The organism is Rathayibacter sp. VKM Ac-2759 (assembly GCF_009834225.1).
In the GTDB taxonomy this organism is placed as follows: domain Bacteria; phylum Actinomycetota; class Actinomycetes; order Actinomycetales; family Microbacteriaceae; genus Rathayibacter.
Genome location: NZ_CP047176.1, coordinates 710,534 through 736,768 on the forward strand (window position 1 = coordinate 710,534; position 26,235 = coordinate 736,768).

A 26,235-nucleotide genomic window follows, 5' to 3' on the forward strand; every position below is an offset into this window, starting at 1 on the left:
ACCCGTTCCGGCCGAGGTGCCGCGTCCGTCGCGGTGTCTCGGCGAGAACGGGTTCCCTCGTCCGCGTCAGGCCTTCCACTCCCCGGCGGCACGGAGGCGCTGGATCTCGTCCTTCAGGGCGCTGGTGCGTCCCGGGAGCTCGTTCTCGAGCGCGGAGCCGCCGCCGTCTCCCCAGAAGTCGTCGACCGAGCTGCCCGCGAGCTGTCCGCGGCGGGTGTGCACGTCGAGCGCGTACTCGGGGATCTCGAACGGCTTCTCGGACGCGTTGATGAGGTGCAGCGTCAGGTTCGCGAGCTCGTCGGAGGTGCGGTCCTTGGTCCGCTCCGAGAGGAAGCGGATCGCGTGGGTCGCGAACAGCCAGCGGTCGCCGAACGTCCGATCGAGGCGCTCGTGCATCTGGTACAGGCTGTTGACGACGACGGGCTCGGCGTAGCTGCCGTCGCCGACGTCCTCGCAGGAGATGACGTTCAGGCGCGCCCACATCATCTCCTCGAGATCGGCGCTCGACTCGTACATCTCGCGGCCGACGAGCAGCGCGAGCTGCGTGTCTCCGCGGCGGATCGACTTCTGCAGCGTCGAGATGAGCTCGTCGGCGGCGTAGCCGCGGGCCGAGGTGACGCGGGTCCAGGGGTCTTCGGAGTAGTGCACGGGCATGGGTGTTCTCGCTTTCGAGCGGGTCTGGCGTGCGTCGACCGCCGACGCGGAGGAGGAGGCGCGCGAGGGCGTCGCGCGCAGAACGGAACGGCCGGGCTCAGCGAGCGGCGGGGGCTCGCGAGTTCGACAGCCGCCACGTGCCCAGGCGCCAGGCGCCGCTGAGGCGGCGGAGGGGCGCGGACTCGGGCACGGCAGGACTCCTCGGGTCGGGGTTCTCTCGGACCCTATCCGCACTCCTCCGGGGCCCGCGCCGCTTCCGGCGAGTGTTCACACGGCGGAAACGTGCCGCGGCGGAGGTTCCTCCACGCCCGGCACCCGCGCCGGTTGTCCACAGATCGGGCGGGCGGCCCGCGGCCACACGAAAGTGAGCATTACTCTCCTGGCACGGGGCTGACGTGAACCGTCGCCGGCGCTGAGCGCCGAGCGGCTGAGGAGAGGACATCGGATGAGTCGAACGGAACGGTCGGGGCCGGCTGGCCGTCTAAGGCGGGAGGCGAGAGCCGTCCGCGCGTTCGCGGGGACGACGGCGGGCTGCGCGCTCGTCGGCGGGCTGCTCGGCGGCGGGGTGGCGGCGACGCCCGCCGCGGCCGTCGACGCACCGCGCACGACGATAGAGAACACCCTGCTGCACGGCGGAGCGACCAACGCCGGAGTGACGACGGTGTCGGTCTGGGTGCAGAAGGGCGAGACGCTGCAGGTCGATCTCCACCCGTTGAAGGCCGGGTCGGGGTCGGGCGAGGGCGAGAGCGGAGGCGGCACGGCGGCGATCACGGCGCCCGACGGCTCCGTCCTCGACGCGCAGGCGTTCCCGCGCGGCGCCCCGCCGAGCGAGGCGGCGGGCGGATCCTTCGTCGCCGCCGAGACCGGTGTGTTCCGCGTCGGGGTGACCGACGACGACGTGACCGCGCCCGTGAACCTGGTGTGGAGCATCGGCGTCGCCGACGGCTCGGGCCAGGCGGTCGCCGGCCGGGTCTGGTCCGACTCCTACGCGATCCAGTCGGGAGCGCGGGCGAGCTACACGACCCCGGGGGAGCGGAGCTCGTCGTTCACGCTCTACGCCGTCACCGAGACGGGCGCGCGGTACGACATGACGCTGCGCGGCTACGACGGAGTCGCCTCGACGCTCCAGGCGACCAACAAGGGCAACGTGCGGGTCGGGTCCTCCGATCCGTCCTACCTCTCGGTGCCGATGCCGCAGTCGAGCGAGGCGGGCGGGGTCGGAGCGCAGTACGTGCAGGCCTCCGGGCGCTCCGGCATCGCCGGACTGCAGACCTACAAGCTGTTCCTCGATCCGCCGTCGGAGGATCTGCCCCCCTCGATCGCGCCCGACTACCTCGCGCCGACCATCGAGGGGCTGGCCTACCGGCGGGCCGGGTCCGCGTCGAACGCGGGATCGCTCACCGGGACGCTCGGCACGCAGCCGGGAACGGTGACCGTGGACATCGACGCCGACGGTGACGGCGACTACGAGGGGGCCCGCGACGTCCGGCTCACCGAGATCGTCGCCGCTCCCGGCCCGTTCTCCGTCGACTGGGACGGCCTGGACGCGCAGGGCGCGGCGGTCGACACCGCCGACCCCGACGTCGGTTTCCGCGCGACGATCGGCCGGACCAACGAGTTCCACTTCACGCGCGTCGACGCCGAGACGTCGTCGGGCGGCATCTCGATCCTGCGCTCGACCGGAGGCGGCACCGACCCGTCGGTGATCCACTGGGACGACACCCTGTTCTCGGCCTCGAACGGGCAGCGCTACTCCGCCACCGCCGAGGCGGCCTCGAGCGATGACGGTGCCGACTCGTCGGCCGGGGTGCACCGGTGGGAGGCCGACGACTCCGGTGAGGGCCGCGCCCCGAACGCCAACGACTCGGTCCACGGCTCCTACGGCGATCTGCGGGCCGTCGACGACTACGCCTTCGGCTCCGACGAGGCGGTCGCGATCGCGGGTCTGGACGCCCTGGCCCCGCACGTCACGATCGCGAAGAGCTCGACCGCGGCGTCCGACGTCCCGCTGCTCCCGGGGGCCCGCGTCCCGTACCGCGTGACCCTGACCTCCGACGGCTCCGGCGACTACGCCGACGCGTCGGTCGTCGACCACCTCGACGAGGGCGTGCTCGACGACGCCGATCTCGACGCGGCCTCGATCCGCACCACGCACGGCACGGCCACGATCGACCCCGCCACGGGCCGGATCGACTGGGCGGCCGGGACGCTCCCGGTCGGGACTGTCGCCGAGCTGACCTTCGACGTGGTCGTCCGCGCGGGCGGCGACGGAGAGCTCGTGAACACCGCGTGCGTCGCCGGCGCGCCGCTCGTCCCGTCCGACTCGGGCGTCGGCACCGACGCGAACCCCTGCGCGACCGTGCCGCACACCGTCGGCGAGGGCCGGCTCTGGCTGCAGAAGACGGCGTCCCAGCCGTCGGCCGCGCACGGCGGGGAGGCCGGCTTCGACGTCGTGATCGGCAACTCGGGCTCGGTCGAGGCGACCGGGGTCACCGTGACCGACGTCCCGTCGCTCGAGCACCTCTCCGACGCGACCATCGAGGACGGCCGGGGAGGCGTCCAGCCGGCGTCCGAGCCCGTCACGGGGCTGAGCATCCCGGCCGGCGGGCAGATCGCGCTGCATGTGAGCGGGCGGGTCGCCGACGGCGTCGACGCCCTGACGATCCCCAACCGCGCGACGATCTCCGACCAGCCCGAGGGCTTCACCCCGCCGACGGTGCAGAACCCCTGTGCCGACGACGCGGCGTTCTCGTGCGCCGAGATCCCGGTGCCGCCGGCCGGCGGCCGGCTCGAGATCGAGAAGACCGCGCTCCGGGAGTCGGTCGCCCACGGCGGCCGGGCGGGCTTCGAGATCGAGGTCGCGAACATCGGCGATCGGCCGGCCGAGGGAGTCACCCTCACCGATCTGCCGACGCTCGCGCACCTCTCCGACGTGACGATCTCGCGCGACGGCGGTCCCGCCTCCTCCGATCTCTCGGTGGAGGGGCTCGACCTCGCGCCCGGCGCGTCGACGACGTTCACGGTGACCGGGGTCGTCGCGGACGGCGTCGACGCCTGGACGATCCCGAACCGGGCGCGGATCGACGACCTGCCGGCCGGGTTCGAGCCGACGCTCGTCCGGAGCCCGTGCGCCGACGAGGCCACCGCGTCCTGCGCCCAGGTGCGGGTGCCGGCGATCGGACTCGTGCCGACCGTCCTCGCCTCCACGGGCGCGGCCGCCGGGCCGCTCACCGCAGGCGGCGCGCTGCTCCTGCTCGCGGGCGGCGGACTGCTCGCGACCCGCAGGATGCGCGCACTCCGCCCGATCCAGCACTGACGACGAGGGGAGGGGCTCCGCGATCGGAGCCCCTCCCCTCCCGAACCGACGCGCCCCAGGGCGCCGACACCGGAAGGCACCGCACGATGTCCCCCTCCCACGACGAACTCCCGCTGCGGGTCACCGAGCGCTTCCCGCTCCCCGACGGCTCCGTCGGCGTCAGCACCTGGTCGGCCGCCGATCCGGAGCAGCTCGAGCAGCAGCTGCGCACCCGCGCCGGGCACGCCCACCCCGAGCGCGAGCCGGGTCGCCGCCTGCACCTCACCCACCCGGCGCTCGTGCGGATCGAGGTCTGGGAGGCGGGCTCGCGGCGCCTGCTCGACCCGGCGGAGGAGGCGCTCACCGACCCGAGGTGGCAGCGCGCCCTCACCCGGTCGCGCCGTCCGGTGTGGCTCCGGCGCTTCGTCGGCCCCGCCGATCTCCCACAGACGCCGCCCCCGGCCGAGGCCGCCCGATGGACCGAGCGGCCTCCGGCGGGTGCGTGAACCGCGTCAGCCCTTCACCGCTCCGGATGTCATGCCGGCGACGATCTGGCGGTTGAAGAAGATGTACATCACCAGCGGCGGGATCGTGATGAGCAGCACGTCCATGAAGAGGAGGTTCCACGACGACTGCGACTGCGACGAGAAGTTGTAGAGCGTCAGCTGCACGGTCGCGTTGTCGTCCCCCGGGAGGAAGTACAGCGCGTAGGTGAAGTCGTTGAACACCGCGACGGCCTGCACCACGATCACCGTGACGATCACCGGCTTGAGCAGCGGCAGGACCACCGTGAAGAACAGGCGGAAGGGGCCTGCTCCGTCGATGACCGCGGCCTCGTCGAGCTCGCGCGGGATCGTCGAGACGAAGGCGCGGAACAGGAGGATGCAGAACGAGAGGCCGAACGCGATGTGCACCGCGATCAGACCGGGGAGGGTCTTGAAGAGCTCGAGTCCCTGCAGCACCCAGATCGTCGGCACCACGGCCGGCGGGATGATCAGACCGGCCAGGACGAAGCCGTTGACGAGCGGGTTCCACTTCGACCGGCGGCGCTGCAGCACGTAGCCCACCATCGCGGCGAGGACCACCATGACCGCCACCGAGACGATCGTGAGGACCGCGCTGTTCACGAAGGCGCGCAGCAGGATGAAGTCGCGCGCCTCGATCACGGCCTGCAGGTTCTCGAAGAACTGCCACTGGGTGGGGAGCGAGAAGCCGAGCAGGGACGACTCCTGCTGCGTCTTCGACGCGGTGAGGACGATGAACGCGAAGGGGACGATGAACACGATGACCGAGAGCACGATCGCGGCGATGCCGCCGCCGTACCGCCAGGCGCGCGAGCCGCGCCCGACGCCGCGCTGCTTCACCTTGGCGCGCAGGGGGTCGATGCCGAGGGGAGCGTCCTCGGTCGGGCTCGTCGCGAGCGGCGTCCTCGAGGGCGGGGTCTCCGAGGGTGGGGACGGGGTGAGCGGAGTGGTGGTCACTGCTCGTTGTCCTTCCGGTTGAGCCAGGCCGACAGCGGGAAGATGATCGCCGCCACGACGAGGAAGAGGATGACGTTGCCCGCGGTCGAGAGACCGTAGAAGCCCGCCTGGTACTGCTTGTAGATCACGGAGGCGACCACGTCGCTCGTGAAGCCCGGCCCGCCCTTCGTCATCGCCCAGATCAGGTCGAAGGAGCGCAGACCGCCGATGAGCGAGAGGAGCACGACCGTCACGGTCGCGGGGCGCAGGAGCGGCAGGGTGATGTGCCGGAAGTTGTGCCAGGCGCCGGCGCCGTCGACGCGGGCGGCCTCGAAGTAGTCCTGCGGGATCGCGACGATGCCCGCGATGTAGATCAGGGTCGCGAGACCGACGCCCTTCCAGACGTCCACGAGCGCGACCGAGAACAGCGCCCACTGCGGATCCGTCAGCCAGCCGGGACCCGCGACGCCGATCGCGGCGAGGCCCTGGTTGACGATCCCGTCGAAGGGGTCGAGCAGCACCTTGAAGGTGATGCCGATGCCGATCGTCGACACCAGCACCGGGAAGAAGACGACGCTGCGGAGGAATCCGCGGCCGATGATCTGCGAGCTCAGCAGCAGCCCCAGGGCCATGCCGAGCACGATCTTCAGGCCCGAGGTGATCGCGGCGTAGACGAAGGTGTTCACGAAGCCGGTCGAGAGCGCCGGATCCTGGAAGAACGCGACGAAGTTGTCGAAGCCGATGAAGGTCGAGTCGAACAGCGTCCAGCGCGTGAGCGAGAAGTAGAGCGAGGCGGCGGTCGGCACGAGGAAGAGCACCACGTAGAAGACGCCGGCGGGGAGGTAGAACCAGGTCGGGTAGGGGCTCTTCATGGCCCGGCGGCGCTGGGGCGGCTCCGCGGCGCGGGTGGGCGCGTGGCGCTTCTCCGTGAGTGTCGTCATGGGATCTCCGTCGATCGGGATGCGAGGGGAAGAGGGAGCGGGTGCGGCGCGGCGAGCGAGGAGGGCGAGCCCTCCGTCCCTCACCGCGCCGCGGCGCTCACCAGCCTTCGAGGCCGAGCTGCTGGGCCTGCTTGGTGACGTCGTCGTCGTACTGCTTCGCGCCCTCGGCCGCGGGGGTGATGCCCGAGCCCACGGCGACCGTGATCTGCTCGAGCGCCGGGCCCTTGATCGGCGAGAGGAACTCGAGCGCGAGACCCGTGTCACCGCTGTCGAAGTACGGCTGCATGTCGGACACGAGCGCGGGCACGTCGTCCGGCAGCGTGCAGCCGTCGATCACGAACGGACCCTGGGGCGCCGCGACCTCGCTCTGGATGTCGCAGCTCTCGGGGGTCACGAGGAACGCCATCAGCTTCTTCGCGCTCTCGAGCTTCGCGCCCTCGGTCGACTTCGGGACGTAGACGGCGTTGGGCTGCCAGACCGTCAGCGGGTTCGAGTCGGCGGAGTCGCCGGGGAGCGGGAAGAGGCCGACCGTGTCGAGGGAGTCGGGGTAGTTCTGGATCAGCGGGCCGGCCGCGAAGGTCAGCATCGGGTACTGCGCACCCTCGCCGGTCGCGACCATCCGGACGCCGTCGTCGTAGGTCGCGGAGGCGTAGTCCTCGTTGGTGAGGCCCGACTCGGCGACCTGCTGGAGGTGCTCGAAGCCCGCGAGCGCCGGCTCGTCGACGTACTTGGCCTTGTTGGCCGTGTAGTCGGCCGCCCACTCCGGGTCCTGCGCGAGCACGTTCGCGAAGTCGCCGAGCACGAAGAGCTGCGAGGTCCAGGTGTCGCCGTAGGTCTGGATGATCGGAGCCACGTCGCCGGCGGCCTTGATCGCCTCGCTGTTCGCGATGAACTCGTCCCAGGTCTTCGGCACGCTCAGGCCGAGCGAGCTGTAGACGTCCTTGTTGTAGAGCACCGCACCGCCCATCGCCTGGCCGAGCGGGATCCCGTAGAGGTCGGAGTCGGTCGAGACGACCGTGCGGAAGCCCTCGTCGAGCGAGTCGACCCAGGCCTCGTCCGAGAGCGGCGCGAGGTTCTGGTCGGGGTTGAGCGCCTGGAAGAGCGAGCCCGAGTTGTAGGCGAAGACGTCGTTCATCTCGCCGGTCGCGAGGCGCGTCTTGACGAGGTTGTCGCCCTCGCTGCCCTGGGGGCGGGTCTCGATGTCGAGGGTGATGTCGGGGTTCTCCTCCTCGAAGGCCGCCTTCAGCGCGTCCCAGAGCTCGACGGTCGCCGTCTGGTTGTCGATGAGGACGCTCAGCGTCGACCCGTCCGCGGAGTCACCGCCTCCGCCTCCGGTGCTGCAGCCGGTGAGCGCGAGAGCGAGAGCCGCTCCTCCTGCGCCGAGGGCGAGCAGGGCTCGCCGGTTCTGTCGGAACGACATCCAATACCTCCATGTATCGACAACTTCACTGTTGCGGGGGTGCCCGAGGCGCCGATCCCGATCGCTCGAAGGCGACTCGAGAAGCGGCGCAGGGAGAACATACGTCCGCTCCGTGAAACGTGTCAATCGATCTACGGAAAGTCGTGGACCGATCTACACGATCGTGAATGAACCGTTACAGTGGCGTTCGCGGCATCGCTCGGCGAGCCGTGTCCAGGCAGATTCGACCAGGCAGATTCGACCAGGTACAGGGGGGAGGCCGCGATGAGCTCGACCGACAGCGTCCGCAGCCATGCGACCATCCAGGACGTCGCCCTCCGCGCCGGCGTCTCGCGCGCCGCCGTCTCGAAGGTGATCCGCAACGCCTACGGCGTGAGCCCGGCGATGCGCGAGCGAGTGACAACGGCGATCGACGAGCTCGACTACCGCCCCAGCGTCGCCGCGCGGGCGATGCGCGGCTCCAGCTTCACCATCGGCGTCGAGGTCCCGCACCTGGGCAACGCGTTCTTCAACCGCATCGTCACGGGAGCCAGCGCCGCTCTCGAGGGCAGCCGCTACCAGCTCATCGTCGCCCCCGCGCAGAGTGATCTCGGCGAGGGGTTCCGCGCCATCGAGGCGCTCGTCGACCGGCAGGTCGACGGCCTGATCGCCGTCTCGCCGATGGTCGAGCCCGCCTGGCTCGAGCGCCTCGCCCGCCGCACCCCGATCGTGATGCTCGGCCGCCACGACGAGTCGATCGGCTACGACACCGTGACCAACGACGACGTCGCCGGCACCGACGCCGTGATGGACCACCTCTTCGCGCTCGGGCACCGCCGCATCGCGCACCTCACCGTCAGCGAGCAGATCACCGGCCGGGTGGTCGGCGCCCCGCACTCCGTCCGGCTCGTGCGGTACGAGCAGCGGATGCGCGAGGCGGGTCTCGCCGACGCGGTGCAGGTGCTGCACCTCGACCCCGTCGTCGAGAACGCGCGCGCCCGCTCGCTCGAGGTGTTCCTCTCGGACGCGCGGCCGACCGCCCTCTTCGCCGGCAACGACTCCCTCGCCCTCGACGCCCTCTGGGCGCGCGACGATGCAGGACTCACCTCCGCCGACGTCTCGATCGTCGGCTACGACGACATCGAGGTCGCCGGCCACCCCGGCATCTCGCTGACGACCGTCGACCAGCACGGCGAGGAGCTCGGCGACCGCGCCGTGCGCCTCCTGCTCGAGCGCCTCGACGGGCGGACGGAGCCGGTGCACTTCGAGCGGGAGCCGATCCTGCGCGTGCGCTCCTCCTCCGGCCCCCGCCTCTCCTGATCCACCCCTCACACCACCACGCAGAAGGACGACGATGACCGACTGGACCGCCCGCTTCCTGGCCCCCGACGACGACTTCGACGGCGCCGCCCCCCTCCTCCGCCGCGAGACCCCGCTCGAGACCGGGCACGGCGACGTCGTCTCGGCGACCCTGCGCCTCTCGGCGCTCGGCATCGTCGAGGCGACCGTGAACGGCAGCCCCGCCTCCGACGAGCTCTTCACCCCGGGCTGGACGAGCTACGAGTGGCGGCTCCGCTACTCCGAGCACGATGTCACGAGCCTCGTCTCGGGCGACTCCGTCGTCATCGGTCTCGCCCTCGGCGACGGCTGGTACCGCGGCCGGCTCAGCTGGGGCGAGGGCGCGGAGCCCTACGGCACCGAGATCGCCGGCGCGGCCGAGCTGCGGATCCGCTTCGCCGACGGCCACGAGCAGCTGATCGCGGCCGATGACTCCTGGCGCGCCGGGCCGAGCTCGACCACCGCCGACAGCCTCTACGACGGCCAGGACATCGACGCCCGCCGTGAGCCGCACGGCTGGACGAGCGCCGGATTCGACGATTCGGGCTGGGGCGGCGTGCACGAGGTCGAGGTCGACCCCGCGATGCTCGAGCCCTACATCGCCCCGCCCGTGCGCCGTCTCGCCGAGATCGCGCCGCAGAGGATCTGGACGAGCCCGTCCGGCCGCACCCTCGTCGACTTCGGCGAGAACCTCGTCGGCTGGATCCGCGTCGCGGTCAGCGGGCCGGAGGGGACCGTCGTCACCCTGCGCCACGCCGAGGTCCTCGAGGACGACGAGCTGGGTGTGCGCCCGCTGCGCGAGGCGAGGGCGACCGATCGCTTCACCCTCTCCGGAGGCGCGGACGTCTTCGAGCCGACGCTCACCTTCCACGGTTTCCGCTACGCCGAGGTCGAGGGCTGGCCCGGTGAGATCGAGCCCGGCGCCCTCACCGCGGTCGTCGTCAGCAGCGACCTGCGCCGCATCGGCACCTTCCGCAGCTCCGAGCCGCTGCTCGACCAGCTGCACGACAACGTGTTCCGCGGGATGCGCGGCAACTTCCTCGATGTGCCGACCGACTGCCCGCAGCGTGACGAGCGCCTCGGCTGGACGGGCGACATCGCCGCCTTCGCGCCGACCGCCGTCTACCTCGCCGATGCCGAGGACTTCCTCCGCGACTGGCTGCGCGACCTGGCCCTCGAGCAGCAGCACCACGACGGCGCCGTGCCGTTCGTCGTGCCCGACGTGCTGAAGCGCCGCGCGGCCGAGACCAGCTTCCCTCCCATGGACTCGACCGCCCTCTGGAGCGACGCCGCGGCCTGGGTGCCGTGGGCGGTCTGGCAGGCGTACGGCGACGAGGCGGTGCTCGAGGAGTCGTTCGAGTCGATGGCCTCGCACGCCCGCCGCGTCCGCTCCAAGCTGTCCGATTCCGGGGTCTGGGACACCGGCTTCCAGTTCGGCGACTGGCTCGACCCCGACGCGGCCCCCGACAAGCCGGCCGACGCGAAGGCCGACACCGGAGTGGTCGCCACGGCCTGCGCGTACCGCACCGCCCGCATCGTCGCCGACACCGCCGCGGTGCTCGGCCGCGACGACGAGGCGCGCGAGTTCTCCGCGATGGCGTCCGAGCTGCGCGAGGCGTTCCGCGCGAAGTACGTCGCCGACCAGCGCGTCTTCAGCGACTGCACGACCGTCTACTCCCTCGCGATCGTCTTCGGCCTGCTCGACGACTCCGAGCTGGGCTGGGCCGGCGACCGCCTCGCCGAGCTCGTCGCCGAGAGCGGCTACACGATCTCGACCGGCTTCGCGGGCACGCCGTTCATCACCGACGCGCTGTCGTCGACGGGGCACATCGACGCCGCCTACCGCCTGCTGCTGCAGCGCGAGTGCCCCTCGTGGCTGTATCCGGTGACGATGGGCGCGACGACGGTCTGGGAGCGTTGGGACTCGATGCTGCCCGACGGCACCATCAACCCGGGCGAGATGACGAGCTTCAACCACTACGCCCTGGGCGCCGTCGCCGACTGGCTGCACCGCGTCGTCGGCGGCCTCGCGCCGCTCGATCCCGGCTACTCGCGCCTCCTGATCGCCCCGCAGCCCGGCGGCGACCTCACCTGGGCCGAGTCGACGCTCGAGACCCCGCACGGCCTCGCGAGCGTGCGCTGGGACCGCGACGGCTCCGACGTCTCCCTCGCCGTCACCGTGCCCGCCGGCGCGACCGCCGTCGTCCGCGCGGCCGGCGCCCCCGACCGCGAGCTCGGGGCGGGGGAGCACACGCTGACGCTCTGAGCGGAGCGGGCCCGGCGCTTTCGAGGCGTCGGGCCCCTCGGTCATCCGGTGATGGCGATCACCGTCCAGCTCGCGCCGTGCTCTCCGCGACATGGGCGCGGACGAGATAGACGAATCGGGCCGCAGGGATGTCCGCTTCGCGAAGCATCCGGTTCGAGCGCGCTCCCCGAGCCAGCCGATGAAGCACTTCGGCGGTGTCCCGTCGCGCTCCGCCGCCGCCCGCCGTTCCGATCCTCCACCCGCCGATGGCGTCCGAAGAATGACTGTCACGTATCTCGAGCAGGTTGAAGAGATCGACGAGATCCTTCTCGGAGTGACGCGAATCGAAGGCCAGTGCCTTGAGGACCAGCGCCCCTTCGACTCGTGGCACTCGCGTCGAGAAGGCGAGAACACTTCCGCCCATCAGTGTGACCTCGATGCCGATGCGAAGCGGATCGACGAGCGCTAGATGCAGACCGGGCGCGCCGTCGAAAGCGCGACCGCCGTACTCGGCGCTCTCGAATCTGCCGGACGCCGACGTGACGAGGATGTCGATGACGCGATCGTCGAGTTCGTAGTGATTGCCGCGGAGCGCGGAGTATCCGGCGTCGACCAGTCGGTCGTGCAGAGTGCCCGCAGCCGCGATCACGGGGTCGATGCCCGCGTCGGCGTCACTCGTCCTCCGCAGGAGTACGCCTGAGCTGGGAAACGCTTCGCAGAGCAGCGCGACCATCTGGCCTCCGACGATGCATGCCTCATCGAGGTCTTCTATGGCGGCCGATGCGTCGCTGAGGGCTCGGAAGGCCGAGTCATCGGCCTGGGAGATCGAGACTGTCGTGACCGTTCTCACCGGGTCCATGCCGTCAGCTCCCTTGCCAGCAGATGATCGGCGGCTTCTTCGGCATCCGCGCCGCCGCTGTTCAGCACGTCCCACGCGGCCAGGATCGGATCTGCGGATTCCCCGCCCGGATACCACGCCTGCGCTGTGCTCCAGATCGTGCGATCCTCGGGAACGGTCACGCGGAGTGTCGCTTCTCCCGGGTCCGATTCCGCGAACCCGAGTGAGTCCAGTGGAAGGCCGCTCTCCGCGTAGAGCACAGCGAAGCGCGGCCGGCGCCAGGGGGCCACGTGATCGGCGGTGACATCTCCGGACGGCAGCGCCTTCGCTCCCGCGGCGAGCGCAGCGCGGGCCTGTTCCAGAATCGGCTTTCCCGAGTACCAGAGCTGGGAGACGCCCCCTGGACCCGGGTACTCGTCGAGGAAGCGTCTCGCGACATCTACCGGATCGCGCGCCACCCATCCCCGGTTCGACTTCTCTGCCAACGAAGGATCCGCGCGGAGGATCTTCGAGACGGCCATCTGGGAGACGCCGCACTCCTGCGCCAGATGCGCTTGGCTTCGTCCGACCGCGGTTCTGCTCAGAGCTCGGTAGAGAGCGAATCTGCCCCAGGGAGGCCGGTGTCGCTGTGCCCGTGGAGATGCCCCTGGACCTGACTGCGATGACAGGTCGCGTCCGCCGAGAATGACCACACGATCGCCCGTTCCTATCAGAGCGAGCCCGGGGTCGACGAGTGCAGCTCGCCGTGTGGCGACGCTCGTACGAGGCGTGACGTACGCGGTGATGCGCTGATCGGTCGACGCGGCGCTGCGGGTGCGCATCTCTGCTGTGGTCGGCGGCGTCGATCTGGAGATCAGAACGACCTCGGCCTCGACGATCCCCGGAACGGTGATCCAGAGTCGTCGGGCGTCGAGGACCCGGATGGCCGCCCCGGCTTCGAGCAGCACCTCACTGACGAGTGCGGACGGATCGTGGGACTGGTTCATCAGGCCATTCTAAAACCTCATCTGCATATTCACCTATGAGGTTTTAGGAGGGCGGGAAGAGCACGATTTCTGCGGAGTGTGCAAGAATGCACTCCATGACCGATAGTGCAAGTCCGAGGGTGCGCGAGCGGCGCGCGCAGCTCGGCGCGCGGGCCCGCGAGCTCGCCGTCGCGCGCGGGCTCAGCGGATTCACGATCGACGAGCTCTGCGAGGACGTCGGCGTCTCGCGGCGCACCTTCTTCAACTACTTCCCGACCAAGGAGCAGGCCGTCCTCGGCCGCCCCGAGGAGGGCCTCGAGGGCGAGGTGCTCGAGCGGTTCCTCGCGGGAGGCGGCGCTCCCGGCGCGCTGTCGGCGACCCTCCTCGACGGGCTGGTCGACCTCGCGGTCGGGCACTTCGAGGGCATCGGGCTGACCCCCGACGGCGCCCAGCAGCTCTTCGCCCTCCTCGAGCGCGAGCCCAAGCTGTTCACCGCGCTGATGCAGGCGGGCAGCGAGCGCGACCGGCTCCTCGAGCGTTTCTCGGCCGAGCGGGAGGGAGTCGCCCCCGACGACCCGCGCATCCGCCTCGCCGTGCAGCTCGTCGGCACCCTCGCTCGCCACGCCGTCGAGGAGTCGCTCGCGCACTCCGACGGCCCGCCGTTCGAAGCGCTCCTGCGCGAACGCCTCCGCCTCGCCCGCACCCTCCTGACACCCGACCCCGAGAAGGACCGATGACCACGACCGCCGCCAGTACGAAGCCGCTCCTGCTCACGCAGCGCAGGATCTGGATCATCTTCTCGGCGCTCATCGCCGGGATGCTGCTCTCGAGCCTCGACCAGACCATCGTCTCGACGGCGATGCCCACCATCGTCGGCCAGCTCGGCGGAGTCGAGCACCAGGCCTGGATCACGACCGCCTACCTGCTCGCGACCACGATCGTCATGCCGATCTACGGCAAGTTCGGCGACGTGCTCGGCCGGCGCAACCTCTTCCTGATCGCGATCGCCCTGTTCACGATCGCCTCCATCGGCTGCGCGTTCGCGGGCGACTTCTGGAGCTTCGTGGTGTTCCGCGCTCTGCAGGGGCTCGGCGGCGGCGGGCTGATGATCCTCTCGCAGGCGATCATCGCCGACATCGTGCCGGCCAATCAGCGCGGCAAGTACCTCGGGGCCATCGGCGCCGTCTTCGGTCTCTCGGCCATCGCCGGCCCGCTCCTCGGCGGACTGTTCGTCGACCACCTGACCTGGCAGTGGGCGTTCTACATCAACATCCCGGTCGGCATCGCCGCGTTCGCCATCGCCTGGTTCGCGCTGACCCTCCCGAGCAAGAGGGCGCAGAAGAGGATCGACATCCCGGGAGTCGTCCTGCTCTCGGCCGCGACCACGCTCCTGATCTTCTTCACCGACATCGGCGGCGACGCCGAGTACGGCTGGGGCGCCCCGCTGACCTGGCTCCTCGGCGCGGGCTTCCTGCTCGCGGTCGCCGGATTCGTCTGGGTGGAGTCGCGCGCGGAGGACCCGATCATCCCGCTGAGCCTGTTCCGCAACCCGATCTTCGTGAACGCCACGGCCATCGGGCTCACCCTCGGCCTCGGCATGTTCTCGGCGATCGCCTTCATCCCGACGTTCCTGCAGATGGCGTCGGGCACCTCCGCCGCGGTGTCGGGCCTCCTGATGCTGCCGATGATGGCGGGCCTGATGGGCACCTCCATCGCCTCCGGCATCCTGATCACCCGCACCGGGAAGTACAGGATCTACCCGATCGTCGGCACGATCGTCACCGCCCTCGCGATGACGGCGATGACGACCCTCGCGGCCGACACCCCGATCTGGCTGATCTGCGTCTACCTCTTCTTCTTCGGCGCCGGGCTCGGCCTGATCATGCAGGTGGTCGTCCTCGTCGTGCAGAACGCCGTGCCCGCCGAGCAGATCGGCACCGCGACCAGCTCGAACAACTACTTCCGCGAGGTGGGAGCGGCCCTCGGTGTCGCGATCTTCGGCACGATCTTCACGAACTCGCTGACCGAGAAGCTGACGGCCGTGTTCGCCGGCTCGGGCGACGCCGCAGCCTCGGCCGCGACGCTCGACCCGCAGACCCTCGCGACCCTGCCGCAGTCGGTGCAGGACGGAGTGGTCGCCGCCTACGCGGAGTCGCTCGCGCCGGTCTTCTGGTACCTGATCCCGTTCATCCTGCTCGCGCTGGTGCTCGCGATCTTCCTCAAGCAGATCCCGCTGTCGGACCAGGCGGGCATGGTCGCGCGCGGCGAGGCCGTCGGCGGCGAGGAGGCGGAGCGCCTCTCCCGCGAGGACGAGACGAGCGCTGTGCGCAGGCCCTGACCGCGGGCCACCCGTGCACGCCTCCTCGGCGTGCGCGGGTCAGGCCGCGATCTCGTCCTCGAGCGGGTCGTCCTCGAGGGGGTCGGTCGGCTCGTCGAGCGGCTCGAGCTCGCCGGCCAGCCGCGACCGCTCGACGCCCGCGATGAGCACGGCGAACGCCTCCTCGAGCGAGTCCGCGTCGCGCAGCAGCACGCGCTCGCCGCTCTCGACGTCGAGTCGCACGGTCTTGTAGACCGGTCGCGGCAGATCGGCGGCGAAGGTGATCAGGCCGAGCGCCACGCCGGTCCGGCGGGCGCGCGCGATCCAGCGGTTGGAGTGGGTGCGGAGCAGGATCATGGCCGTGCCGTTCTCGAGGCGGGGGTGGTTCAGCGGGGGAGGTGTGCGTGGATCCTCTCGAAGCTTCCTGCATGAACGTCCCCGAGTCCCGCACTTGACATCAGTGGCGCGATCCGTCATCTCGCGTCAGTCGACCACGCGGCCCCGCGCTCCGGCCGCCGCCCGCAGCGCCCGCACGAACTCGGGGACCACCGGATTGGCGCTCGAGCGCACGAGGACGCCGATCTCGCGGTGGGCGCGCGGATCGTCGATCGGGATCTCGCGCACCCCGTCGTCGATCGAGGAGGGGCTCGGCGGGAGGATCGTGATGCCCAGCCCGGCCGCCGCCAGCCCTCGCGCGGCGCGGTAGTCGCCGACCTCGAAGGCGGGCACGGGGTCGCGCCCGTCGAACGACAGGAGCCGCCGGGCCGACTCGTGCAGCCCGTAGCCGGGCGACAGCATGATCAGGTCGAGCCCGCGCAGATCCTCCACCGTCACCGATCGGCGCGCGGCGAGCGGATGGCGGTGGTGCACGACCGCCAGCAGCGGCTCGGTGTACAGGACGGTCGTGGTGGTGCCGGGCAGGGTCGGCGGGTCCGCGATGATCGCGAGCTCCGCCTCCCCGTCGCCGACCGCCCGGAGGCACAGCGCCCGCGAGCCGTGACGCAGCCCGAAGCCGACCCGCGGCCAGCGCCGGCGGAAGCGGCGGATCACATCGGGCACGTAGCTCTCGCCGAGCAGGGTCTGGAACGCGATCGAGATCCGTCCGTTCTCGAGGTCGCCCGCCTGGCGCACCTCGGCGAGACCGGCGCGGATCAGCGCCATGCCGTCCTGCGCGGCGTCGGCGAGGCGCGCGCCCGCCTCGGTGAGGACGACTCCTCGGCCCTCCCGGCGCGTCAGCGACGTGCCGACGAGCGCGGCGAGGCGGGCCAGGGAGCGGCTCGCGGTCGGCTGCGGCACGCCGAGCTCGGCCGCTGCAGCGGTGACGCTCCCCGTCTGGCCCACGGCGACCAGGACCGGCAGGAGGCGCAGGATCGCGGGCCACTCGGCGTCATCACTCATGCGCTCAGCGTATGGGTGATGGTCGGTTCGGCATTGGTCATGCGCTGCGGTGCGGACCTAGCCTCGACCCATGACCCTCCGCGAGCGCTCCACCGCGGAGGCGCCGCCCGCCTCCGAGCGCCGGCTGATCATCGCGCTCCTCGCCGCCGGTGTCGCCACGTTCGCCGAGCTGTACGCGGTGCAGAGCGTTCTGCCGCAGCTGGCGCGCGAGTGGCGGCTGACCCCCTCGGACGCGGCCCTGACCGTCTCGGCCGCCACCCTCGGCCTGGCGCTGATGGTGCTGCCCTGGGCGTCGATCGCCGAGCGGATCGGGCGGCTCGAGTCGATGCGGATCGCGGTGCTCTCCTCCGTCGTCCTCGCGCTGCTCGCCTGCGTCGCGCCCTCGTTCGAGGTGCTGCTGGTGCTGCGGTTCCTCGGGGGAGCGGCGCTCGGGGCCGTGCCCGCCCTGGCCGTCGCGGCGATCCACGACCGGGTGGGAGGAGCGGCGGCGACCGCGGCTTCCGCCGCCTACGTCTCGGGGACGACCCTGGGCGGTGCCGCGGGGCGCCTGATCGCCGGCCCGCTCGCCTCCGTCGTGGGCTGGCGGGCGGCGCTGCTGGCGGTGACGCTGGTCTGCGCGGCGGCGGCGCTCGCGTTCGTGCTGCTCGCCCCTCGCGGGGGCGTGCGCCGGGTGCCGGAGGCGTCGGGCTGGCGCGTGAAGACGGGACGAGTCCTCCGCGATCCCGTCCTCGTGGCGATCGCGCTGCAGACGTTCTTCGTGGTCGGCGTGTTCGTCGCGGTCTACAACTACCTCGCGTTCCGGCTCGAGGCGGCGCCCTTCGCGCTGCCGCCGGCGCTCGTGTCGCTCCTCTTCGTCACCTACCTCGCGGGCACCGTCTCGTCGCGCGTCGCCGGCGTCTGGGCGCCGCGCCTCGGGCCGCGGGTGCTGATGCGGATCGGGATCGCGGCGATGATCATCGGCCTCGTCGTGATGCTCGCGGAGGTCGTCGCCGTGGTGATCGCCGGGCTCGTGGTGTTCTCGGCCGGGTTCTTCGCCGTGCACGCGACCGGAGCGGCGTGGACGGGCGCGCGCGCCCCCTCGGCGCTGCGCGGCCACGCGGGCGCCGTCTACACGATCGCCTTCTACGCGGGCTCCGGAGTCGGCGGCTGGCTGCTCGGACTCGTCATCGGGGTGGGCGGCTGGGGTGCCCTGACCGCCGTGATGATCGCGGCGCTGCTGGTGGGCGCGGGCATCGCGAGCCTGCCGTCCCGCGCGAGCGTCGTCTCCGCCGGCTGATCCGCGGGGCGGTGGGGGAGAGGTGCGCCAGGATGAGGACTCGAGCGCACGAGGCGGGGGACGCATGACTGAGGGCACGGGGACGGATCCGCGCTACCACGCGGCCTACCAGCGCGGCTACGACGGCCCCGAGCCCGAGCGGCTCACCCGGGCGGAGGAGCGCTTCCGGCGCCCGCGCCGCGGTGCGGAGCCGGTCGCGGCGCCCGAGCATCCGGAGCCGGCGCCCGAGCACCCGGAGCCCGCGCCCGCCGTCGACCCGGCCCGCGCCCTCGGGTTCGACGTGCCCGCCGAGGAGGCGTCCGAGCCCGCACCCGCAGCGCCGCCGGCCCGCGCGCCGATGCTCGGGCGCCGCGTCCCCGTCGCCCTCGTGATCGTCGGGGTCGTGCTCACGATGCTCGGGTCCCTCGGCGCGTGGTGGTCCACGAACAGCATCTACAGCGCGACCGTCTACGTCGACGGAGTGGATCCCGAGCGGTACGTCCGGCTGGTGCTGCAGTTCGCGTCGGCGCCCGCTCTCACCGTCGGGCTCCTCTGCCTGGGGGCGGCCGTCATCGCCCAGCTCGTCCGGGCGTCCCGCTCGTGACCCGCCTGCGCTGGTGGTGGGCCGCGGCGATCGCGCTCGATGCGGTGCTGTGGGCGGCGCTGCTGGCGCTGCCGCTCGTGATGCTCCTGCTGCCCGACCAGTGGCAGGGCACCTCGGTGACGGTGCCGCCCGAGATCATCGTGCGCGAGACGCTCGGCCAGACGGCGCCCTCCGTGGCCACGGCCGCGCTGGCGCTGCTCGCGGCCCTGATCGTCGTGGGCGTCGCGCAGCGCGTCCCGAGACCGGCGCGGGCGACCGAGCCGGACGGGCTCGACGGCTGGAGCGAGGGCGTCGTCGTCGAGGAGGCGACAGCGCGGAGCTGACGCCCCGGCGCCGCAGCGGTGCGGAAGGATGAGGAGAACGAGCACCGGGGGGACGACTCGGGCGCGAAAGACGGGGGCGGCATGGCCGAGAGCAGCGAGACGGATCCGCGGTACCACGCGGCCTACCAGCGCGGCTACGCGGGGCCCGAGCCCGAGCGGCTCACGCGGGCCGAGGAGCGGTTCCGGCGACCGCGCCGGGGCGAGAGCGCCGAGAGCGGGGAAGCGGCGCCCGAGACAGCGGCTCCCCGCCTGCCTGAGCGGCGGCGTGAGGTCCGTGTGCCGGATGAGCCGCGAGAGGAGCCGCCCGCAGTCGAGCCGCTCCTCGCCGAGCCGCCGCACGAGGACGAGGACGAGCCCGACGGCGCGCGACCCGCGCCGGCCTCGCCGGCCGCCGACACGCGCGTTCCGCTCGCGCTCGCCGTGATGGGAGCGCTCCTCCTGATGATCGGAGCGGCCCTGTTCTGGATCGGCACGACCGCGGTGTACTACGACGCGGCGACTCCGGCCGAGCAGTTCGTTCGGAACCTGGTGAGCTTCCTGCCCGGTCCGGCGATCACCACGGGACTCCTGTCGATCGGTGCCGCGATCGCCGTGAAGGCGGCGCGCTCGTGACGCGCGACCGTCGGTGGTGGTTCCTCCTCGTGGCCTACACCGCCGTGCTGTGGGCGGCGACGTTGGCCGTCCCCCTTCTGATGACGACGCTGCCCGAGAACTGGAGCTACAGCGGAGACGTGGTCCCGCTGATCGCGATCGTGTCGAGCGCGCTCTGGACGCTCGGCTCGGCTCTCCCCGGCGCGGCCTTCGCCCTCACGGTGGCGACGGTCGCCATCGGCGTGCTGCGGACCCGTCGTGCGCCCGTCGCAGCGGTCGTGGCGAGCGACCAGCTCCAGGGCGCTCGCGATCAGGAGGATGCGACGGACGGATCGGCGCGCATCATCAGCTGAGAAGGGGGTCCCTGCCCTGACGGACGAGGCCACCCCTCCTCAGCTGATGCTGTGCGGCGCTCCTCCTTCGCGAGGGCGCTACCTTCGCGAGGGCGCTACCTCGCGAGGGCGCTACCTCGCGAGGGCCCTACTTCGCGAGGGCGCCGAAGCGGAAGAGGTACGTCGCGTCGAGCGTGTCCTCGAGGCCCGTCACTCCGGCGGCGGCGACGACCGTCTCGCGGCCCTGGAGCAGCGGGATGATCGGCGCGTCGGTCGCGGTCACCATCTGGAGCTGCTCGATCGCGGCGGCGCGGGCGTCCTGGTCGGTGGCCGTCGCCTCCGTGTCGATGAGCGCGTCGACCTCGGGGTCCGAGTAGCCGTTGGCGACCGAGGCTCCGGTCGACGAGTAGGCCGCGCGGAGGAAGTTGTCGGGGTCCGGGTAGTCCGGGAAGAACCCGAGCTGGTAGGCCGGGTAGCCCGAGTCGGGCGAGAGCTGGGTCACGTAGCTGGTCCACTCGGTCGACTGCAGCTCGACGCTGAACAGGCCCGACGCCTCCAGCTGCGACTCGATCAGCGCGTACTCCTGGTCGGAGTCGGGGCCGTAGTGATCGCTCGTGTACTGGATCGGCAGGGTCACCGGGGTCGAGACGCCGGCGGCCGCCAGGATCGACGCGGCCTTCGCGGCGTCGGGAGCGGCTCCGTAGACGTCCGAGAACGCCTCCGTCGCGCCGAGCTGGCCGTCGAGCACGACCGAGTACGCGGGGGCGTAGGTGCCGCGGTAGACCTGGTCCGCGAGCTCCTGACGGTCGACGAGCGAGGCCACGGCCTGGCGGATCGCGAGCTTCTGCTCGGCGCTGCCTCCCGGCTGCGTGTTCACGTTGAAGGTGAGGAAGCGCACCGAGCCGCCGGGGCCGTCGACGACCTGCAGGTCGGAGTTCCCCTTCAGGTCCTCGATGTCGGTCGCGGTGAGCGAGCGGTAGGCCACGTCGACCGCGCCGTTCTCGACGTCGAGGCGCAGGTTCGTCGACGAGGTGTAGGGCTTGAGCACGACCTCGGCCGTCTTGGGCGCGGTGCCGGAGGAGGAGGCGTTCGCGGTGAGCTGCAGCAGCCCGCCGTCCTCGTAGCTGCCGACGGCGTAGGGCCCCGAGCCGATCACGTCGGCGTCCTCGAGCAGCGCGTCGGCGGGGAACACCTCCTCGTCGACGATCGGCCCGGCCATGCTGGTCAGCACCGACGGCCAGGTCTGGTCGTTCGGGACCGCCAGGGTGAAGACGACGTCGTCGCCGTCCTGCGCGACCGACTCCATGTTCGCGAGCAGCGGCGAGGGGCCGGTGTCGGCGGCGATGTCGAGGACGCGCTGGAACGAGAAGACGACGTCGGAGGCGGTGAGCTCGTCGCCGTTCGAGAAGGTCAGATCCGGCTTGATGGAGCAGCGGTACGTGGTCGCGCTGTCGTAGTCGCACGCCTCGGCGATCTCGGGGACGGGCGTGGTGTCGCCGTCCTCGTAGGTGAGGAGGTGCTGGTAGATCTGGTTCTGCGGCGTGAAGCTGCCGCGGTCCCAGGCTCCGGCCGGGTCGAGCGAGACGGTCGAGTCGGTGGTGCCGATGACGAGGCGGTCGCTCGCCGCCGATCCGCCGTCGGAGGCGGCGGTGCAGCCGGCGAGAGCGACGGTGGTGCCGAGCACGGCGAGAGCGCCGAGCGCGCGGAAGGAGTGCATTCTGCTGCTTTCGTGAGGGGAGTCAGGGGGTGAGGCGGAAGCGCTCGAGCGCCTCCGCCCCGTCGACGAGATCGGCGAGCAGGTCGCCGAGCACGGGGCCGAACTTGAAGCCGTGCCCCGAGAAGCCGGTCGCGAGGGTGACGCGGCCGACCCGGTCGAGCACGAAGTCCTCGGTGGGAGTGGTGTCGTAGAGGCAGCTGATCGGGTCGGCGCTCGCCGCCTCCGCGCCGGGCACCCACTCGGCGACGTAGCGCTGCAGGCGCGCCAGCTGCGCGGGATCGGCCCGGAAGTCGCGCAGGTCGGGATCGACCGCGGTGCCGGTGCCGTGCTCGCCCACCTTCACGCCGACCCCGGGTGTCGCGAGGCCGTAGATCGTCGGCAGGGTGTCGCGGTGGTGCACGAAGCTCGGCCACTCGGCGAGCGCGGTCGCGAAGTGGGCGGGCTGCTCCTGGGTCACGCGCACCGCGGGGAGGCGGCGGCCGGCGGCCGAGACGAGGTCGTCCACGAGTGCCGGGGTCCAGGAGCCGGCGGCGACGACGACCGCGTCGGCGGTGATCGCGCCCTCGTCGGTGTCGAGGCGCACTCCTGCACCGTGCTCGCGGATCCCGTGGACGCCGACGGCCGCCCGCACGATCGCCCCGCGCGCCTCGGCCGACGCGAGCAGCGCCTCGATCGCGGCGGCGGCGTCGAGCCGGCCGCCCTCGGGGTGCAGCAGCACGTCGGTCTCGAAGCGCAGCCCCGGCCAGCGGCGCGCGGCCTCGGCGGCGTCGAGGCGCTCGACCGGGATGCCGTCGCGGGCGAAGGCCTCCTCGATCGCGAGCAGGGCGGAGGCGTCGCCGTGGTCGATCGCGCCCGTCGCGGTGAACAGGCTCCGCCCCGACTCCGCCTCGAGCCGCGCCCACTCCGTCGCGGCCCGCCCGGTCAGCGCGCGGTAGTCGTCCTCGAGGTAGCCGCGGCGGAAGATGCGCGTCTCTCCGTGCGACGAGCCCCGGTGGTGGCCGCGCTCGTAGCGCTCGAGCACGAGCACGCGGTCGCCGCGCTCGGTGAGGGCCCGGGCGGCCGCGGCTCCGACCAGACCGGCGCCGATGACGACGACGTCGCGGCCGGTCATCGGGCGTCGACCTCGCGGCGCGGAGGCATGGCCGCGAGCACCGCGGCCTCGTCGGCGAAGGGCTGCGCGGCGAAGCGCGAGGGGGCGTAGCGCGCGGCGTCGCCGAGCGACGAGCGGCCCTCGAGCACGAGCTCGGCGACCAGCCGGCCGAGGCCCGGCCCGTGCGTCACTCCGGACTCGTTGTCGCCCGCGGCGACGAACAGCCCGGGCAGCTCCGGCACCGGCCCGGCGAGGAACCGGCGGTCGGCGGTGTACGAGACGACGCCCTGCGTCCACTCCGTCTCGCGCACCGCGTCGGCGGAGGCGGGCAGCAGCCGGGCGAGGATCGGCGCGAGATGCGCGTCCATCGCCTCGACCAGGTCGGTGCGCTGCGGGCGCCGGTCGGCCTCGGCCTCGCCGAGCGGCTCGTAGCCGACGCCGTTGCCGTAGGTGAGGCCGCCCCGGTGCTCGCGGACCCAGAGACCGTCGAGCTCGGGCAGCATCAGCGTGGGCAGGAGGGGGAGGCCGAACGGCGCGGTGGTCAGGCGGCTCGCGACGACGCGGGCGAGGGGGAGGCGGCGGTCGAGTGGCGCGAGGAGCGCGTTCGTCCACGAGCCCGCGGCGAGCACGACCGCGTCGCCGGAGAACGTGCGGCCGTCGGCGGTGCGGACCCCGCTCGCACGACCGTCGGTGGCGACGACCTCGGTGACGGGCGCGTGCTCGACGATCTCGACTCCGGCCGCGCGGGCGACGGCGACGAGGGCGAGCGCCGCGTCGGGCGCGCTGATCTGGATGCCGCCGGGCTGCACGAAACCGCCGGCGACGGCCGCGGGATCGAGGCCGGGGATCAGCTCCGCCGCCTGCTGGGGCGTGAGCGAGCGCGACCCCTCCGGCCGGAGCGGGTGATCGGCGAGCGGGCCGAGATGGTCGCGCACTCCGTCGTCGGTGACGGCGAGCCAGGCGCTGCCGGTCTCGTGGAGGAGGATGTCGCCGCCGCGATCGGGGTCGGCCGCGAGGGCGCGGTAGAAGTCGATGCCGTACTGCTCGAGGTCGCGCTCCGACTCGTTCCAGTACCAGGCGTAGCCGGCGGCCCAGAGCCCGACGAAGCCGGCTCCCGCCGCGGTCGTCCCGCTCGCGGCCGCTCCCGACTCGATCAGCGTGACGCGGGCTCCCGCGCGCGTCAGGTGGAGCGCGGCGGCCGTCCCGAACAGCCCCGCGCCGACGACGACCACATCCCGACTCATGCTAGGTAGTGAACCAGTCGGTGGCAGCGGCGGTCGAATCGATGTGACGCCCGGAGTCCCTGTGCGAAACAGTTTCGGCTAGTGTCGACGCACACCTCCGACCGAAAGGCCCCCGTGGCCCGCACTCCCGACACGCGCGTCACCCTCGACGCGGTCGCCGCGCGAGCCGGAGTCTCGAAGGCCACGGCCTCGAAGGTGCTCAACGGCCGCCCCGGCGCCTCGCCGACCACCCGCGCCCGGGTCGAGGAGGCGCTGCGCGATCTCGGCTACACCCCGTCGCCGCGCGCCTCGCGCCTCGGCGGCGGCATCACCGTCGTCTTCGACACCCTGCTCAGCCTCTACTCGCTGCGCATCCTCGAGGGCGTGGTCGGAGGCGCGCAGCGCGAACGCGTCGACGTCACGACAGGCGTCCTCGCGCCCGGCGAGTCGGCGGAGGAGGGGCTGCGGTTCGACCGCGCCTTCGTCCGCTCGGTCGCGGCCAAGGGGCACCTCGGCATCCTCGCCGTCACGACCGCCATCGACGCCCGCCTCGTCGCCGCCTGCGCGGAGGCGTCGCTCCCGCTCGTCGCGGTCGACGCGCCCAACCCGCTCGACCCCTCCGTCGTGAGCATCGGCTCGAACCACTGGGTCGGCGGGCAGCAGTCGACCGAGCACCTCGTCTCGCTCGGGCACAGCCGGATCGCCTTCGTCGGCGGCGACGCCCGCAACCCGGGCCTGCGCGCCCGCTACGGCGGCTACCGCGAGGCGCTCGCCGCCGCGGGCCTCGCCGAGGATCAGGCCCTCGTCTCGGAGCACGGCATGGGATCCGCCGAGCGGATCGTGCCGGAGCTCCTCGCACTGGCCGACCCGCCGACCGCCGTCGTCGCGACCAACGACATCGACGCGTTCCAGGCGATCCGCGCGGCCGTGTCGCTCGGGCTCAGCGTCCCGGCCGACCTCAGCGTGATGGGCTACGACGACACCTTCGCCGTGCTGCCCACGGCGCCCCTGCTCTCCACCGTCCGGACCCCGATGCACGACATCGGGCGCCTCGCCGTCGACACCCTCGTCCGGATGCACGACGGCATCGCGCCGATCTCGCACCGCATCGAGCTCGCGACGACCCTCGTCGTCCGCGAGTCGACGGCGCCGCCGCGCTCCTGAGCTCAGGCCCTCGACGCCCGGCGCACGCCGATCAGCACGACGAGGCGGAGGAAGCCGACCAGCGCTGCGCCGACGAGCGCCGCGAACAGCAGCACCACACCGAGACCGGCGACCCAGGTCGTCTCTCCCGAGGCCCCCTGGATCAGGAACTCGAGGCAGAACAGCGCGAGACCGGTGTACGCGAGCACGAGCACGATGATCGTCCCCGGCCGCATCAGGCGCTGCCGCGGTGTGCGCCAGAGTGCGGGGGGCTCGAACGCGCGCCGGAAGAGGCGGAGGGTCAGCGTCCCGACCAGCCCGACGAGGGCCGTGCCGATGAGGACGATGCCCGCCTCGCCGATCCCCGAGACGGAGGAGCCGGCCAGCGAGACGACGAGCGCGACGCCCACGAAGAGGGCACCGAGCACTCCCGCACCCATCGCCGCGTACATCCCGAAGCCGCCGCGCACCACGCTCTCCTGCTCGGGCTGAGCCTCGAGTGGGGCGTCGACCACCCGATGCGGGGCGGCGGGGCGGGCGGGGGCCGCGGCGGTCGGGCCGGGGAGCGCTCCCTGCGTCTCCACGATGTTCTCGCGCACGGGGATGTAGCGCAGCGGCGCATCGATCCGCACGTCGGGTCGGCCGCGGACCACGACGGTGGCACCGACGCCGACCGTCCGGGGAAGCACGCACGGGGCGAGCATCATCGTGTCGCCGGACGCCAGCGACCACTCCGCCGCCCGCGGCTCGGTGCCGTACCACTCGCCCGCGTGGGCGCCGCCCAGCGTGATCGTGATCGGCCGCCCGTCGACGAACGTCGAGGGCTCGAGGTCCGTCCGGCCGAGGTTCCGCACCGTCGCCGACACGCGCCACCAGTCGTCGCCCGCGTGCGACAGGCGCACCTCGACGTCGACCAGCGAGGCGGGCTTCGCGCGCCGCCGCCCGACCACGACGACCACGACCGCCGCGATCGCGACGAGCAGGCCGCCCAGCAGGCCGACGAGGGCGACGATGATCTCCATCCGCCCAGTGAAGCAGACACCTCGCGCACGGCTCGGGTCGGCACCGTCTGCGCCGGTCCTCGCCCGCACCGGGGGTTTGGCCCCT

Annotated in this window: 24 protein-coding genes; 12 read left to right on the top strand and 12 right to left on the bottom strand. The window is 72.3% G+C overall.

The genetic code is table 11. From position 1 onward, the window contains the following. Window positions 1–66 precede the first annotated feature (66 nt). Complete coding sequence (locus GSU68_RS03240) at window positions 67–654, bottom strand: AAA family ATPase (protein ID WP_159905673.1); 588 nt, start codon at window positions 652–654, stop codon at window positions 67–69. 445 nt (window positions 655–1,099) lie between these two features. On the opposite strand from GSU68_RS03240, the gene GSU68_RS03245 reads away from it, so the two are divergent. Continuing rightward, a complete protein-coding gene (locus GSU68_RS03245) occupies window positions 1,100–3,970 on the top strand; it encodes a DUF11 domain-containing protein (protein ID WP_159905674.1) in 2,871 nt (956 codons plus the stop codon). Between the two features lie 86 nt (window positions 3,971–4,056). Beyond that, window positions 4,057–4,455 carry a hypothetical protein gene (locus GSU68_RS03250; protein WP_159905675.1) on the top strand — a complete coding sequence of 133 codons (399 nt, stop codon included), beginning with the start codon at window positions 4,057–4,059 and terminating at the stop codon, window positions 4,453–4,455. A 6-nt stretch (window positions 4,456–4,461) separates the two neighbouring features. On the opposite strand, the gene GSU68_RS03255 is transcribed toward GSU68_RS03250, so the two are convergent. From GSU68_RS03255 to GSU68_RS03265, 3 genes are all read right to left on the bottom strand, one after another. Next, on the bottom strand, window positions 4,462–5,259 hold the full coding sequence (locus GSU68_RS03255) for a carbohydrate ABC transporter permease (RefSeq protein WP_244259448.1): 798 nt from the start codon (window positions 5,257–5,259) through the stop codon (window positions 4,462–4,464). Between the two features lie 167 nt (window positions 5,260–5,426). Then, on the bottom strand, window positions 5,427–6,350 hold the full coding sequence (locus GSU68_RS03260; RefSeq protein ID WP_159905676.1) for a sugar ABC transporter permease: 924 nt from the start codon (window positions 6,348–6,350) through the stop codon (window positions 5,427–5,429). A gap of 97 nt (window positions 6,351–6,447) precedes the next feature. Continuing rightward, complete coding sequence (locus GSU68_RS03265) at window positions 6,448–7,770, bottom strand: extracellular solute-binding protein (RefSeq protein WP_159905677.1); 1,323 nt, start codon at window positions 7,768–7,770, stop codon at window positions 6,448–6,450. Window positions 7,771–8,034: 264 nt separating this feature from the next. On the opposite strand from GSU68_RS03265, the gene GSU68_RS03270 reads away from it, so the two are divergent. Next, window positions 8,035–9,069 carry a LacI family DNA-binding transcriptional regulator gene (locus GSU68_RS03270; RefSeq protein ID WP_159905678.1) on the top strand — a complete coding sequence of 345 codons (1,035 nt, stop codon included), beginning with the start codon at window positions 8,035–8,037 and terminating at the stop codon, window positions 9,067–9,069. Window positions 9,070–9,103: 34 nt separating this feature from the next. Then, window positions 9,104–11,353: an alpha-L-rhamnosidase gene (locus GSU68_RS03275; protein WP_159905679.1), complete on the top strand. Its 2,250-nt coding sequence runs from the start codon at window positions 9,104–9,106 to the stop codon at window positions 11,351–11,353. A gap of 58 nt (window positions 11,354–11,411) precedes the next feature. On the opposite strand, the gene GSU68_RS03280 is transcribed toward GSU68_RS03275, so the two are convergent. Continuing rightward, on the bottom strand, window positions 11,412–12,191 hold the full coding sequence (locus tag GSU68_RS03280; protein WP_159905680.1) for a hypothetical protein: 780 nt from the start codon (window positions 12,189–12,191) through the stop codon (window positions 11,412–11,414). Further along, window positions 12,179–13,156: a hypothetical protein gene (locus tag GSU68_RS03285; protein ID WP_159905681.1), complete on the bottom strand. Its 978-nt coding sequence runs from the start codon at window positions 13,154–13,156 to the stop codon at window positions 12,179–12,181. Before GSU68_RS03285 ends, GSU68_RS03280 begins: the two co-directional genes overlap by 13 nt. Before the next feature lie 95 nt (window positions 13,157–13,251). Between GSU68_RS03285 and GSU68_RS03290 the strand changes: the two genes are divergently transcribed. Both GSU68_RS03290 and GSU68_RS03295 read left to right on the top strand, forming a co-directional pair. Continuing rightward, window positions 13,252–13,872: a TetR family transcriptional regulator gene (locus GSU68_RS03290; protein ID WP_159905682.1), complete on the top strand. Its 621-nt coding sequence runs from the start codon at window positions 13,252–13,254 to the stop codon at window positions 13,870–13,872. Further along, window positions 13,869–15,473, top strand: a complete 1,605-nt coding sequence (locus GSU68_RS03295) for an MDR family MFS transporter (RefSeq protein ID WP_159905683.1) — start codon at window positions 13,869–13,871, stop codon at window positions 15,471–15,473. Before GSU68_RS03290 ends, GSU68_RS03295 begins: the two co-directional genes overlap by 4 nt. A 39-nt stretch (window positions 15,474–15,512) precedes the next feature. Here GSU68_RS03295 and GSU68_RS03300 read toward each other — a convergent pair whose 3' ends face one another. Further along, a complete protein-coding gene (locus GSU68_RS03300; protein ID WP_159905684.1) occupies window positions 15,513–15,809 on the bottom strand; it encodes a hypothetical protein in 297 nt (98 codons plus the stop codon). Between the two features lie 126 nt (window positions 15,810–15,935). Next, window positions 15,936–16,850 carry a LysR family transcriptional regulator gene (locus GSU68_RS03305; protein WP_159905685.1) on the bottom strand — a complete coding sequence of 305 codons (915 nt, stop codon included), beginning with the start codon at window positions 16,848–16,850 and terminating at the stop codon, window positions 15,936–15,938. 70 nt (window positions 16,851–16,920) lie between these two features. On the opposite strand from GSU68_RS03305, the gene GSU68_RS03310 reads away from it, so the two are divergent. From GSU68_RS03310 to GSU68_RS03330, 5 genes are all read left to right on the top strand, one after another. Beyond that, entirely contained in the window at window positions 16,921–18,126 is a 1,206-nt protein-coding gene (locus GSU68_RS03310; RefSeq protein ID WP_159905686.1) for an MFS transporter, read from the top strand. 64 nt (window positions 18,127–18,190) lie between these two features. Further along, entirely contained in the window at window positions 18,191–18,709 is a 519-nt protein-coding gene (locus GSU68_RS03315; protein WP_159905687.1) for a hypothetical protein, read from the top strand. Then, window positions 18,706–19,032, top strand: coding sequence for a hypothetical protein (locus GSU68_RS03320; protein ID WP_159905688.1), 327 nt, complete (start codon window positions 18,706–18,708; stop codon window positions 19,030–19,032). Before GSU68_RS03315 ends, GSU68_RS03320 begins: the two co-directional genes overlap by 4 nt. Before the next feature lie 81 nt (window positions 19,033–19,113). Further along, entirely contained in the window at window positions 19,114–19,644 is a 531-nt protein-coding gene (locus tag GSU68_RS03325; RefSeq protein ID WP_159905689.1) for a hypothetical protein, read from the top strand. After that, window positions 19,641–19,976: a hypothetical protein gene (locus GSU68_RS03330; protein ID WP_159905690.1), complete on the top strand. Its 336-nt coding sequence runs from the start codon at window positions 19,641–19,643 to the stop codon at window positions 19,974–19,976. Before GSU68_RS03325 ends, GSU68_RS03330 begins: the two co-directional genes overlap by 4 nt. Window positions 19,977–20,103: 127 nt before the next feature. Here GSU68_RS03330 and GSU68_RS03335 read toward each other — a convergent pair whose 3' ends face one another. The 3 genes from GSU68_RS03335 to GSU68_RS03345 are packed head-to-tail and all read right to left on the bottom strand — an operon-like array spanning window position 20,104 to window position 24,006. Continuing rightward, the gene (locus GSU68_RS03335; RefSeq protein WP_159905691.1) at window positions 20,104–21,672 is read right to left on the bottom strand and encodes an ABC transporter substrate-binding protein; all 1,569 of its coding nucleotides are present in this window, start codon (window positions 21,670–21,672) and stop codon (window positions 20,104–20,106) included. A 22-nt stretch (window positions 21,673–21,694) separates the two neighbouring features. After that, window positions 21,695–22,783, bottom strand: coding sequence for an FAD-dependent oxidoreductase (locus tag GSU68_RS03340; RefSeq protein ID WP_159905692.1), 1,089 nt, complete (start codon window positions 22,781–22,783; stop codon window positions 21,695–21,697). After that, window positions 22,780–24,006, bottom strand: coding sequence for an FAD-binding oxidoreductase (locus GSU68_RS03345; RefSeq protein ID WP_159905693.1), 1,227 nt, complete (start codon window positions 24,004–24,006; stop codon window positions 22,780–22,782). The genes GSU68_RS03340 and GSU68_RS03345 overlap by 4 nt, the downstream gene beginning before the upstream one ends. A gap of 114 nt (window positions 24,007–24,120) precedes the next feature. Between GSU68_RS03345 and GSU68_RS03350 the strand changes: the two genes are divergently transcribed. Beyond that, on the top strand, window positions 24,121–25,149 hold the full coding sequence (locus GSU68_RS03350; RefSeq protein WP_159905694.1) for a LacI family DNA-binding transcriptional regulator: 1,029 nt from the start codon (window positions 24,121–24,123) through the stop codon (window positions 25,147–25,149). 2 nt (window positions 25,150–25,151) lie between these two features. On the opposite strand, the gene GSU68_RS03355 is transcribed toward GSU68_RS03350, so the two are convergent. Then, window positions 25,152–26,150 carry a hypothetical protein gene (locus GSU68_RS03355; RefSeq protein ID WP_159905695.1) on the bottom strand — a complete coding sequence of 333 codons (999 nt, stop codon included), beginning with the start codon at window positions 26,148–26,150 and terminating at the stop codon, window positions 25,152–25,154. Window positions 26,151–26,235 lie beyond the last annotated feature (85 nt).